Source organism: Flavobacterium potami (assembly GCF_020026915.1).
Lineage (GTDB): Bacteria > Bacteroidota > Bacteroidia > Flavobacteriales > Flavobacteriaceae > Flavobacterium > Flavobacterium potami.
Genome location: NZ_JAINUY010000001.1, coordinates 292,008 through 305,407 on the forward strand (window position 1 = coordinate 292,008; position 13,400 = coordinate 305,407).

The 13,400-nt window shown below is 34.1% G+C and carries 8 protein-coding genes; 7 read left to right on the plus strand and 1 reads right to left on the minus strand.

All coding sequences use genetic code 11. The annotated features are described in order from the left end of the window. Positions 1-166: 166 nt before the first annotated feature. The 7 genes from K6T82_RS01325 to K6T82_RS01355 all read left to right on the plus strand — a co-directional run bounded on the left by K6T82_RS01325 (position 167) and on the right by K6T82_RS01355 (position 12,506). Positions 167-916, plus strand: a complete 750-nt coding sequence (locus K6T82_RS01325; protein WP_223704220.1) for a DeoR/GlpR family DNA-binding transcription regulator — start codon at positions 167-169, stop codon at positions 914-916. A 278-nt stretch (positions 917-1,194) separates the two neighbouring features. Next, positions 1,195-4,110 (plus strand): FAD-binding and (Fe-S)-binding domain-containing protein, encoded by a 2,916-nt coding sequence (locus K6T82_RS01330; protein WP_223704221.1) that lies wholly within the window; start codon positions 1,195-1,197, stop codon positions 4,108-4,110. 58 nt (positions 4,111-4,168) lie between these two features. Beyond that, on the plus strand, positions 4,169-4,996 hold the full coding sequence (locus K6T82_RS01335) for an alpha/beta hydrolase (protein ID WP_223704222.1): 828 nt from the start codon (positions 4,169-4,171) through the stop codon (positions 4,994-4,996). Between the two features lie 438 nt (positions 4,997-5,434). Continuing rightward, positions 5,435-7,270, plus strand: coding sequence for an outer membrane protein assembly factor BamB family protein (locus K6T82_RS01340; RefSeq protein WP_223704223.1), 1,836 nt, complete (start codon positions 5,435-5,437; stop codon positions 7,268-7,270). 196 nt (positions 7,271-7,466) lie between these two features. After that, a complete protein-coding gene (locus K6T82_RS01345; protein WP_223704224.1) occupies positions 7,467-8,948 on the plus strand; it encodes a glycoside hydrolase family 10-like protein in 1,482 nt (493 codons plus the stop codon). A gap of 49 nt (positions 8,949-8,997) precedes the next feature. Then, positions 8,998-10,302, plus strand: coding sequence for a serine hydrolase domain-containing protein (locus K6T82_RS01350; protein WP_223704225.1), 1,305 nt, complete (start codon positions 8,998-9,000; stop codon positions 10,300-10,302). Between the two features lie 341 nt (positions 10,303-10,643). Then, entirely contained in the window at positions 10,644-12,506 is a 1,863-nt protein-coding gene (locus K6T82_RS01355) for a TonB-dependent receptor plug domain-containing protein (protein WP_223704226.1), read from the plus strand. 115 nt (positions 12,507-12,621) lie between these two features. Here the strand turns inward: K6T82_RS01355 and K6T82_RS01360 are convergent, their stop codons facing one another. After that, positions 12,622-13,380 carry an SDR family oxidoreductase gene (locus K6T82_RS01360; protein ID WP_223704227.1) on the minus strand — a complete coding sequence of 253 codons (759 nt, stop codon included), beginning with the start codon at positions 13,378-13,380 and terminating at the stop codon, positions 12,622-12,624. Between the last annotated feature and the right edge of the window lie 20 nt (positions 13,381-13,400).

A 13,400-nucleotide genomic window follows, 5' to 3' on the forward strand; every position in this document is an offset into this window, starting at 1 on the left:
TTTAAAATCTTTCAAATAACGCAAAATAACGCATTTTTTAAAGATTATATTTTTGCTTTTTGTATTTTATAACTAAAACATGCAAACTATTGCAGTACTTATCGTGGTTTTTATATTTCAATAGAATTATTTGATATATTTGTCCTGAATTTTAACTTTTATAAAAATGCTAAAAGCCGAAAGACATCAATATATAATGACTAAGCTTGTTGAAGACCAAAAAGTTGTTACAACAGATTTAGCTTTGGCTCTTGATTTGTCAGAAGATACTATAAGAAGAGATTTGAACGAATTAGACAGTAAAAAGTTGTTAGAGAAAGTATACGGTGGAGCAGTTCAGGTCTCTGAAAAATCTGCCAATATATTTGATGTTTACATTTCGCAGGAGGAGCAAAAAAAGCAAATTGTTAGGAAAGCATTGTCTTTACTTCGTGACGATCAGGTTATTATAATGAGTGGAGGAAGTACCAACTTGGTTTTTGCAAAATTAATTCCAGCCGATTTAAAAGCTACTATATATACGTATAGTCTTCCAATTGCAATGCAGTTGTCACAGCATCCAAATATTGATTTGATCTTTATTGGTGGGAAAATGCAGAAAAACGCAATGGTAACTATTGGTATGGATGTAATTCAGGTTGTGTCTAAAATTAAGGCCGATATTTGTTTTATAGGAGCGAGTAGCATTAATATAAAACAAGGTTTGACTGAAATAGGTTATGAAATTTCAATTGTGAAAAAAGCAATGATAGAAGCTTCAGATAAAGTAGTTTCAATGTTTTCTTCTGATAAATTAGATACTAAAATGCCTCACGGTGTCTGTGAACTTACAAAGCTCAATACCATTGTGACTGACTTAGATCCAAATGATGCGCAATTGGAAGAATATAGAAAGTCAGGTGTATTTATCCTGTAGATTATTGTTTTAAAAAAGTAATTTTTGCATGTTTTTGCGTTTTTTAAAATTTATTTTGTTAAATAACGCAAAATAATGTATTGTTTTTCTTTTTTGTATATATATTTGTTAAAGCTAAGCCTTTGACAATATATGAATGTCGTTACTTCATCATTTTATGGTTTATTGGTAGGCTAATATTGATTTCAATACGATTTAGATACTGTTTAAGAATAGTCTGAATCTTGTTTAAATGGAATCAACTATTATAAAACAACCAAAGCAATACGACCAATAAAATGCCCGATTCTCAACAATTAAACGAACTGTCTGCTTCATTAAAAGGAGATCTTTTTTATGACGAACTTCATAAAAAAATATATTCGACAGATGCTTCTGCATATAGAATTACACCAGTTGCGGTGGCAATTCCGAAAACAGAAGATGATATCGTTAAAATTATTCATTTCGCTGCCCAGAATAAAATTTCAATAACACCAAGAACAGCTGGAACATCTTTAGCTGGACAAACAGTTGGTAGCGGAATAATTGTTGATGTTTCTAAACATTTTACCAAAATTGTTTCTTTTAATGCCGAAAAGAAAACGGTAACAGTTCAACCCGGAGTAATTCGCGATGAGCTGAATTTGTTTTTAAAACCACACGGATTGTTTTTTTCTCCAACAACATCAACTACTAATAGATGTATGATTGGCGGAATGGTAGGAAATAATTCTTCAGGAACAACCTCAATTCGCTACGGAGTTACGAGAGATAAAATTGTAGAAATAAAGGCTGTTTTAAGCGACGGAACTCTTGCGGTATTTAAAGATTTGACTTCTGAGGAGTTTATTGCGAAAACAAAAGGTTATTCTTTAGAAAGTCAAATTTATAAAACGATCTACGAAGAACTTTCGAACAAAGAAAATCAGGAAGAGATTTTAAGAGAATTTCCAAAACCAGAAATTCACAGAAGAAATACAGGTTACGCGATTGATGCTTTGCTGAAATCGGAACTTTTTTCGGGAACAGAAAATACAATTAATTTAGGGAAATTGCTTTGCGGAAGCGAAGGAACTTTAGCATTTACAACAGAAGTTACGTTAAAAGTGGATGATCTTCCGCCAACCAATAACATTATGGTTGTGGCCCATTTCCATACCATTCATGAAAGTTTGGAGGCAGTTGTGGTTGCAATGAAACATCATTTGTACACTTGCGAAATGATGGACGACACGATTCTGGATTGTACCAAAACCAATCGTGAACAAGCCAAAAACAGATTTTTTATTGTAGGCGAACCCAAAGCGGTTATTATGCTCGAAGTAGGTTCGCACATTAGTATGGAAGATGCCGAATTGCAAGCCGATGCTTTAATCAGAGATCTTCAATACAATGGTTTTGGTTATGCACTTCCAAAAATTTACGGAGCAGATATTGACAAAGTAAATGAAGTAAGAAAAGCTGGTCTAGGACTTTTAGGAAGTATTGTAGGAGACGATAAAGCAGCCGATTCTATTGAAGATACCGCAGTAGAATTAAGCGATCTTCCAAATTATATCGCCGAATTTGCGGCCATGATGGAAAGCCACGGACAAAGCGCAATTTATTACGCGCATGCCGGAGCGGGAGAGTTGCATTTGCGTCCTAAGATCAATTTAAAAACAAAAGAAGGTTTACATCAATTTAGAAATATATCTACCGAAGTTGCTCATTTAGTAAAGAAATACAGAGGTTCGCTAAGTGGTGAACATGGCGACGGAATTTTACGTGGAGAGTTTCTGCCGTTTATGATTGGTGATAAAAACTACGAACTCCTAAAACGAATCAAAAAAGCCTTTGATCCTGATACGATTTTGAATGTTGGGAAAATTGTAAATGCTTCTAAAATGGATGAAAATCTTCGTTTTGAAGCGGGTAGAGCAGAACCAGATATTAAAACGATTCAGGATTTCTCAGACAGTTTAGGAATTTTGCGTGCTGCCGAAAAATGCAACGGTTCGGGAGATTGCCGTAAGATGCCTTCGGCGGGTGGAACTTTGTGTCCGAGTTATCGCGCGACCAGAAATGAAAAAGATACAACGCGCGCACGTGCCAACGCTTTACGCGAATATCTGACGAATTCTGAAAAAGAAAATAAATTCGATCACGAAGAATTATATAAAGTTTTTGAATTGTGTGTGAGCTGTAAAGCCTGCGCAAGCGAATGTCCTAGTAATGTAGATGTTGCAACTTTAAAAGCGGAGTTTTTATACCAATATCAGAAAGCAAACGGTTTTTCTTTCCGAAATAAAGTTTTTGCTTTTAATTCTAAATTGAATGAATTAGGAAGTATTGCGCCATCCGTTACCAATTGGGCTTCGAATCTTTCTTTCGTTAAAAAAAGAATGGGAATTGCACCCGAAAGACAAGTGCCCTTATTGGCTCCAAAATCTTTTAGAAAATGGTATCAAACCAATAAAAAACTTCACGAAAATAATTCTTTTGAAAACGGAAGTGTTTATCTTTTTTGTGATGAGTTTACCAATTATTATGATGTTACAGTTGGAATTGATGCTTTTGAATTATTGACGAAATTAAGTTACAACGTAATTGTAATCGATCACGAAGAAAGCGGAAGGGCTTTTATTTCAAAAGGTTTCTTGGAAGAAGCGCAAGAAATTGCCAATAAAAACATCAATACATTTAAAAATATAGTTTCTGAAAACACGCCTTTAATCGGTCTTGAACCTTCGGCGATTTTGACTTTCAGAGACGAATATCTTCGATTGGCGGGAGACAAAGAAAGTGCCGAAAAAGTAGCAAAAAATACTTTTACAGTCGAAGAGTTTTTCAAAAGAGAAATTACAAATGGAAAAATTCATGCTGGACAATTTTCTGAAAAACAAAAAAGCATAAAGATTCATGAACATTGTCATCAAAAATCGTTGAGCAGTGTTGAAGCTTCTTTTGCCATGCTGAATGTTCCAAAAAATAATACTGTTACGATTTACAATTCGGGCTGCTGCGGAATGGCGGGTTCGTTTGGTTATGAAAAAGAACATTACGAAATCAGTATGCAAATGGGAGAAGATACTTTATTCCCTAAAATTAGAGCAACAGAACCAACAACAGAAATTGCCGCTGCAGGAACCAGTTGTCGCCATCAGATTTTTGACGGAACAAGTAGAAAAGCCATGCATCCTGTCAGTATTTTAAAGGATTGTTTGAAATAATTTTTTTGTACTTTACCTAAGCTTTTCAAAAATATTATTTTATAAAAAAACATCAATTATGAAAAAAACAATTTACACCTTTTTGTTCGCATTTCTAATTTTTACTGCTAGGGCGGCAAAGGTTGATACGCTACAAGTTTTTAGTGCTTCGATGCAGAAAAATATAAAAACATGTGTCGTGGTTCCAGATAATTATAAAAAAAGTAAAAAAGCATTTCCAGTGGTTTATTTACTTCATGGTTATAGCGGGAATTATGGTTCTTGGGTAAAAGATTTTAAAGAATTAGGAAGACAAGTAGATCAATACGGGATTATTATAGTTTGTGCAGATGGTAATTACGGGAGCTGGTATTTTGACAGTCCGATAGATCCTAGTTTTAAATATGAAACTTATGTAGTAAAAGAACTCGTCCCTTTTATAGACAAACAATACAAAACAATTGCAGATCGTAAAGCAAGGGTTATTTCTGGTTTAAGTATGGGCGGACATGGAGCTTTGTATTTATCTTTTAGACATCAAGATGTGTTTGGAGCTGCAGGAAGTATGAGCGGTGGAGTAGATTTTCGCCCATTTCCTGAAAATTGGGACATCAAAAAAAGATTGGGGCCAATTACCGAATATCCTGAAAACTGGGATAAAAATACGGTTACCAATATGTTGGATTTAGTAAAAGACAACAAATTGAAACTAATAATTGACTGCGGTGTTGATGATTTTTTCATGACTGTAAACAGAGAGCTTCATGCAAAAATGTTGGCACTAAAAATAAATCACGATTACATCGAACGCCCAGGAGAACATAATCTTAAATACTGGGAGAATTCTTTAAAATATCAACTTTTGTTTTTTCATGATTTCTTTAATGAAAGTTTAAAAACAAAGTAACAATAAAGTGTATTTCGGTTCTCACACATGATCGGAATACATAAATTTTGGTTGGTTATCCTAACAGGTTTTTTTTAAGCCTGTTAGGTTTTTTTCTCGACAGATTACAAGATTAAAAGATTTTTTTTGCCACAAATTTCACAAATTAAATCTGCTATATCTGCAAGAGAAAAACTTTGCGTCTTCGCGCCTTTGCGAGATTTAAAAAAAACATTGCGAACATTGCGTAAATCATTGCGCTCTTTGCGGTTAAATTTTAGCCACGAATTTCACAAATTGACGCGAATTAATTTGCTGAATATGCGAGATTAAAAAATAAAGAAAAAAGTCTGCGAGCATTGCGTAAATCATTGCACGCTTTACGATTAAGTAAACACAGTAAATTTCGAAATAGGAACTGTTTAAAATAAATTATTGCTAATAAACTAAAAAACAACCATGAAACATCTATTTTTCAGAATACTATTGCTTTTCGTAATAACAGCTGGATTTTCGCAGAATGCAGAAAAAAAAGGAATTATAAAATTTGTACAACTTACAGACTTGCACGTTTCTGTGGGAAATGACAATGATTTTTTATTGCAAAACATCGTAAAAGAAATCAACAATTCTGATAATGAATTTGTTGTTGTAACTGGAGATTTAACCAACCGAGGTGCCGATGATGAATTGAAAGAAGTTCATTCGATTCTTTCAAAATTAACAAAACCGTATTACGTTATTTCGGGTAATCACGAAACGAATTGGAGCGAAAGTGCAGGACTTACCTATAAAAAGATATTTGGAGAAGACCGTTTTGTGTTTTCAAAAGGAGATTATGTTTTTATTGGATATCCATGCGGACCATATATGAAAATGGGGGATGGTTTTGTAAAACACGAAGATGTATTATGGCTAGACAAAACTTTGAAAGACAGTCTAAAAGGAACGAATAAAAAAGTACTCAATTTTGCGCATTATCCAATGGACAATAGTGTAAGCAATTATAAAGAAGTGCTTTCTGTTTTGCAAAAATATCCAACTGTTGCTAGTTTTTGCGGCCACGGACATACTTTGAGAAAATATGATTTTTCGGGTTTAAGCGGTTTGATGGGAACTTCTATCACTTCGCTAGATGGTAAAACTCAAAGTTATAACGAATTAATTATCAGTAATGATAGTATCAGTATTTATCAAAAAGAAATAGCTAAACCAGGTGTTTTCAAATTTTCTGTTCCGACAAAACCTTGTAAAATTGAAATTCCGAAGGACGATTTTCCTGCAGTTACTCCTTTCCTGAAGGATGATGCCTCAATTTACAGTCTTCCTTCATTTGATAAAAAGAATTTTTATTTTGCCAATTCACTTGGAGAAGTACAATCCGTAAATTTAAAAGACAAAAAAATAAATTGGAAAACAAAAACCGGAAATGCCATTTATTTTTCGCCGATACTAGTAAAAAACAATCTAGTAATTGGAACCATAGAAGGAAAACTTTTAGGATTTGATTCGCAATCAGGAAAACAAAAATGGGATATTGCTGTTGGAGGCGTTTTAGTAGGTTCTCCAATTTTAGAAAGCAATAAGATTTATACAGCGAGTTCGACAGCGTTTGTTTGTGCAGATGCTGTGAGTGGTAAAATAATTTGGAAAAAAGAACTTCCACAATCGTATTCTCAAGGAACACCTTTGATTCAGGGAGATAAAATCATTTTTGGAGTTTGGGATACTTATATCTATTGTTTGAATAAAAACACTGGAGAATTAATTTGGAAATGGAACAATGGCAATGACAAACAAATCTTGTATTCGGCCGGAAATGTAAATATGGTTTCGACAAAAAGCCGACTTTATTTTGTTACACCACAACGTTTCTTGAGTATTTTGGATATCGAAACAGGAAAAACATTGCTAAGAACTTCGAAATGGAAAATTAGAGAATCGATGGGGAAAAGCCAGGACGGAAAATGGTTTTATGGCAAAACAATGGACGGATTGCTTTTAAGAGTACCACTTTCTGATGATCTTGAACTGACAGAAGAAAATGTAGAAAAACAAAGTAAAGTTCTGGATTTGAAATTAGGATACGAACACAATCCAGCAGGAATTTTAGAAAAAGACAATAAGATCTACATCGGAAGCAGAAAAGGTGAAGTTATAATTGTGGATGCAGAAAAATTTGAAATCATAAAGCAAATCACTTTAGGAAGCTCAAGTGTAAATGGTTTCACAATCGACAATCAAGGCAGAGTTTGGACTTCTCTTATTGAAGGCGGAATTTATTTGCTTAATTAATCTATTGAGTATTTTTTAGCGACAGATAAAAAGATTAAAATGATTTTTTTTGCCACAAATTTCACAAATTTTCACAAATTAAATCTGGAGAATCTGCCAAATCTGTGAGAGAAAAACAAACATAAATAAAAATATAAACCTTTGCGAACTTAGCGTAAAACTTTGCGCTCTTTGCGGTTAAACTACAAAAGTGCAGATGAAAAACGTAAAAATTATAATTCTAGTTTTGCTGATTCATATCAAAATTTTCAGTCAGCAATCTCCAAAAAGAGAAATGCGCGCCGCTTGGATTTCGACAGTCGAAAATATCGATTGGCCGTCTAAGCCAGGCTTGTCAGACAAAGAAATGAAAGCCGAAATGATTACCCTTTTGGATAATCTACGTTCGTATAATTTGAATACCGTAATTTTTCAAATTCGTCCAACTGCCGATGCTTTTTATAAATCGGCAAAAGAACCCGCTTCGCATTGGATAACGGGAACTCAAGGCGTTGCGCCAGGTTTTGATCCGTTGCAAATGATGATTGACGAAGCAGGAAAACGCGGAATGAACGTACACGTTTGGCTGAATCCGTATCGCGTGCAGAAAGATACGGTGAGAGATGTTCTTTCAAAAAATCACTTGTATTTTAAAAGACCAGACCTTTTTCTGACGTACGGAAAAACGAGATATTTTAATCCGGGATTGCAAGAAACCAGAGATTTTGTTGCTTCTGTAGTCGGCGAAATTGTTCGTAAATATGATGTTCAAGCAGTGCACATGGACGATTATTTTTATCCGTATAAAATTGCTGGACAAGAATTTCCAGATGAAAAAGCTTTCGCTAAAGAACCGCGCCAGTTTAAAGACAAAGACGATTGGAGAAGAGACAATGTCGATTTAATCATCAAACAAATCAGAGATACTATTATTGCCAACAAACCAGAAGTTGAATTCGGAATTTCGCCTTTTGGAGTTTGGAGAAATATTGCCAAAGATTCTCAAGGTTCTAAAACTGCTGCTGGAGCTACAAATTACGACGATTTGTATGCGAATATTTTAAAATGGCAGAAAGAAAACGGGATCGATTATGTAACACCACAAATTTATTGGCATATTGGTTTTGATAAAGCCAATTTTGAAGTTTTGGCAAAATGGTGGGCAGAACACAAATACGGAGCAAATGTTTATGTAGGACATGGCGAGTATAAGCTTTCAGCTACGGCAAAAGAACCAGAGTGGAGAAGTCCAGATCAGATTGTAAAGCAGATTGAAATGATTCGTAAACTGCCACAAATTGAAGGTTCGATGCATTTTACAGCTTCTAATTTTTTGAAGAAAGCCGATACATTAAGACAGCCTTTAACTCAAAAAGTATATAAATATATTGCTTTGACTCCAGAAGCAAACCGAATTACAAGATTAAAACCAGAAACGCCAACAAATGCAGTAATTGCTAAAAAAGGTAATAATGCAGTTTTGACCTGGAAAGCCGCATTTAACGACAAGAAATATGTGATTTACAGGTTTCCAAAAGGAAAAATAACCGATTTCTCAAATCCTGAAAACATTTATTATGTAACGACAGCTCTAAAACTAGAAGTTCCAAATGCCGATTTGAAAAACTACGTTTATGCGCTCACCGCTTTGAGTCAGACGCAGACTGAAAGCAGTCCGATAGAATTTTCAGTAAAATAAAAAACATATAATTAATTCAGTTCACGGCTTAAAATTAATCCATAGAAATATGAAAAATATATTGACTAAGATTGCAATTGTTTGCTTGATTTTTTTGGGAATGAATGGTTATTCTCAGGAAAAATCAAAGAAACCTTTTGATGTCAAACGAAATGAAGTTTATATCGATTCGATGATGACTAATGCGCTCAGTAAAGGATTTTTTCCAGGCGCACAAATTATGGTTGGTACTAAAGATGGTATTCTAATTTCTAAAAACTACGGTTTTCAAGATTACTATAAAAAACAGGCTGTAAAATCTGAAGACGTTTTTGATTTGGCTTCGATGTCAAAAGTTTTAGGGGCAACATTGGTAACCATGCGTTTAGTTGGAGATGGAAAGCTAAAATTGACAGATCAAGTAGGCGAAATTGTGCCGATGTACAAAAACACAGCGATTTCTGATTTAACGCTTTTTGAATTGCTAACACATACTTCTGGATTAACACCAAGTATTACTTTTTATCAGGCGCTGCTTTCTACACCAGATAATTCGCCTTTGTTGAACAAGGAAAAATCAGAGCAATATGTTGAGCCGTTTGATGTAATGTTTGTCAATAAAAACATTGTTTACGATTCAAAATATCTTGCTTTTGAACCAAAAGAAAATTGGGTTCAGATTTATAAAAACATGTGGCTGAACCCAGAATTTTATCCATCAGTTTATGATAGAATTGCGAAAGCAAATACAAATCCGAGAGGAAAATATTTGTACAGCGATTTAAATCTTCTTTTGGTAAAACAAATGATAGAAACCAAAACAGGAAAGAAACTTGATCAGTTTACCAATGAAATTTATACAGAATTAGGTATTTCAAGAATTGGCTATAATCCTTTAAAATGGACTTCTATTGACAATGTAATGCCGACAGAAGTCGATAATCTTTTTAGAAAAGATACTATAAAAGGTTATGTACATGATGAAGCGGCAGCGATTTTTGGAGGAGTTTCTGGAAATGCAGGTTTATTTGCCAATGCAGAATCAATTTCGGTTATCTGCAAAATGCTCATGAATAACGGAAATTTTAAAGGAAAACAAATTCTAAAAGCCAATGTTGTAAAAGAGTTTACAGATTCGCCTTTAGCTAAAGAAGGCATTTATCGCGGTTTAGGTTTTGATAAAAGAAAACCAGATGAGTTTTTCACCAAAGACGATTTCGGACACACTGGTTTTACAGGAACGTTTTTCTTCATGAACCCAAATACCAACCGATTTTTAATTATTCTAACCAATAGAGTAAATCCAACAAGAACTAACAGATTAATGTACAAAGATGACTTTAGTACGAAGATCTGGAAGCAGATTAATAAATAGTTTAGCCACAGATTAGAAAGATTAGGATGATTTTTTTTCACACAGATTCTGCAGATTTTAGCAGATTGATTTTGAAAATTTATCTGCGTCAATCAGCTTAAATCTATTTAAATCTGCGTGAAATAATAGCCACGAATTCACAAATTATTTCAGATAATTAGTGTAATTCTACGAATCATTTAAACACAGATTAAAAAAAATAATTCGTGAATTTGTGGCAGAAAAAAATAATTTCACGCAAAATACATTAAAAATTCATCCGGACTAGTTGTAATTATAAAACCGGTATATTTTGTTGGTACGGTAAGGTCTTACTTTTGCCAAAAAAATAGTAAACCAAAATGAAAAAAATCTATTTTGCTGTTTTTACAGTAATTTGTACCAATTTCTACGCACAGACCAAGAACGATTCCATCAACCAAATGGATGAAGTCATTATTAATGAAGGCCGTTTTAATACGCCAATTTCTAAACAAAACAGAAATGTTTATGTTATTTCTAGCGAAACCATAAAGAAACTTCCAGGAAGAACTTTGCAAGAAGTATTGCAATATGCCAACGGAGTAGATATCAGACAAAGAGGGCCTTTTGGAACTCAAGCCGACATTAGCGTTGATGGAGGAAGTTTTGAGCAGACTGTTGTTTTATTAAACGGAGCAAAAGTTATCGATTCGCAAACTGCCCATAATATGTTGAATTTGCCTCTTCCGGTTGAGGCAATCGAAAGAATTGAAGTAGTTCGTGGTCCGGCCGCAAGAATCTACGGAATCAATAGTTTAACAGGAGCCATTAATATCATTACCAAAAAGCCAACCGATTCTGGATTTTTAGTAAGCACCTATGCAGGTTCTAATTTCGAAAAAGATACTCAAGATACAGGTGATACTTTTTATGGAACGGGAGTTCAGGCAGGAGCTGTTTTAGGAAAAGAAAAACAACAACATTTAATCTTTGCTTCGCACGATAAAAGCAACGGTTACCGTTACAATACGGCATTCGAAAACAATAAAATTTTCTACCAAGGAAATGTGCAGATCAATGATAAAAACGAAATTTTAGGTTCTGCAGGTTACATCAAAAACGGATTTGGAGCAAATGGATTTTACGCTGCGCCAGGAGATAGAAATTCTACAGAAATTGTGCAAACAACTTTTGCCAATATTCAATCCAACCACCAAATTACGAAGAATTGGAAAATTATGCCAAGAGTTACTTATAGATACAATTATGACGATTACCGTTATTTAGGAAACTCTAATTTGGCAGTTGGAAGAAGTCAGCATTATACCAATTCTATTGCGGGAGAATTGAACTCTACAGTTAAATTATCTAAAGGAGAAATTGGTTTTGGAGCTGAATTTAGAAACGAAAATATTCACTCTTCAAACATTGGAGATCATGATCGCGATAACGTTGGTCTTTACGCCGAGTACAGAACAAGTTTTACAGAAAAATTGGATGTAAATATCGGAACTTATTTAAACTACAATTCAGATTATAAATGGCAGATTTATCCAGGAATCGATGCAAGTTATGCGCTTACAGATGCTTTTAAAATTATTGGAAATGTAGGAACAAGCCAAAGAATTCCGTCATTCACAGATTTGTATTTGAAACAAACAGGAAATGTCGGAAACCCAGATTTAGATTCAGAAAATGCTTTTCAGAGCGAAATCGGATTTAAATACATCAAAAAAGCGTTGAGCTTTAATGCGAATTACTTCTACAGAAAAATTGACAATTATATCGACTGGATGCGTAATCTGACCACTCAGCCTTGGCAGAGTCAAAATACTGGAGATTTAAACACAAACGGAATCAATTTGCGAGGAACTTACAGATTTGATTTCTCTAAAGATTCTAGATTGAACATTCTTTTAGGATACACGTATTTAGATTCTGAATTCAAAACCGCGCGTACAGAAACGTATTCGAAATATTCAATTTCTTCATTAAAACATCAGATCACTAATACGATAGATTATCAGTTTAAAGATTTTTCGATTTTATTCGCAACACGTTTTAACGAAAGAATTACAGGACCTTCTTATTGGGTAAATGATTTTAGAGTAAGTCAAAACATCAAAAAATTGACGATTTTCTTAGATGCTCAAAATATTTTCAATGCAACTTATTATGAAGTAGGAGCAGTGCCATTGCCTTCAAGATGGTTTACATTGGGAGTGAAATTGGTTACTTTTTAAAATTACTTTATTTAGGAAATTAGATTCATGTAAAATAGTATAAGATTTAATAAACATGCCCCAAATAGTATAACTTTTTGGGGCATGGTCATTTTTAGCGGTGATGATTTCTATTTTAAATAATCTGTAAATGCGGTCGAACCTGCATGCTGACAATATCGCAACGTTTAGGTTGTGCCAAACAAAATAAAACGCTCATGGCGATATCTTCGGCTTCAAGCATTTCCATTTTCTCGATTTTTTCTTTTTGTTCTTCTTTTGACGAAGGTCGGATGTCGCTCATTACAGCACCGGGTTCTACGTGAGAAACTTTAATTCCTAACGGATTAATTTCTTTTCGAAGTGCCGTGCTAAAGCCTCTAATTGCAGTTTTTGTAGCCACATAAATAACGCCCGTTTTTTCTTTTACTTCAGCGCTCATGGAGCCGATATTTACAATATGACCTGATTTTTTCTCTTTCATTCTGTTCACCGCTTCTTTCGCAAAAGCGATATAACCTAAAATATTGGTTTCCAAAATGTATTTCCAATCGTCATATTCGCCTTCAATAAGACCTCCGGCAGGCAAAGCAGCATTATTTATTAAAATATCAATTCCGCCCAGAACACTGTCAACTTGTTGCCAGATTCTTTGTACGTCTTCTTTTTTTGTAATGTCGGCTGTTGCACCAAAAATTTCTCCTTTAGTTGATTTTGTTTTAATATCATCCATGGCTTGGTAAAAATCGTGTTCATCTCTTCCAAAAATTAAAACACGACCTCCTAGAGAAACTAATACATCAGCAATCGCTTTTCCAATTCCCGTTGTTCCGCCAGTTATTACAATTCTTTTTTGATTGATATTTTCGGTCAAATAGTTTGATAAAATTTCCATGATTTCATTTTTTTGATTGA

Bases quoted from the DNA above. Each gene is read 5' to 3' on its own strand.
- K6T82_RS01355 (WP_223704226.1), top strand. From the start codon at position 10,644: ATGAAAAAAATCTATTTTGCTGTTTTTACAGTAATTTGTACCAATTTC.
- K6T82_RS01345 (WP_223704224.1), top strand. From the start codon at position 7,467: ATGAAAAACGTAAAAATTATAATTCTAGTTTTGCTGATTCATATCAAA.
- K6T82_RS01330 (WP_223704221.1), top strand. From the start codon at position 1,195: ATGCCCGATTCTCAACAATTAAACGAACTGTCTGCTTCATTAAAAGGA.
- K6T82_RS01340 (WP_223704223.1), top strand. From the start codon at position 5,435: ATGAAACATCTATTTTTCAGAATACTATTGCTTTTCGTAATAACAGCT.
- K6T82_RS01360 (WP_223704227.1), bottom strand. From the start codon at position 13,380: ATGGAAATTTTATCAAACTATTTGACCGAAAATATCAATCAAAAAAGA.
- K6T82_RS01335 (WP_223704222.1), top strand. From the start codon at position 4,169: ATGAAAAAAACAATTTACACCTTTTTGTTCGCATTTCTAATTTTTACT.
- K6T82_RS01350 (WP_223704225.1), top strand. From the start codon at position 8,998: ATGAAAAATATATTGACTAAGATTGCAATTGTTTGCTTGATTTTTTTG.
- K6T82_RS01325 (WP_223704220.1), top strand. From the start codon at position 167: ATGCTAAAAGCCGAAAGACATCAATATATAATGACTAAGCTTGTTGAA.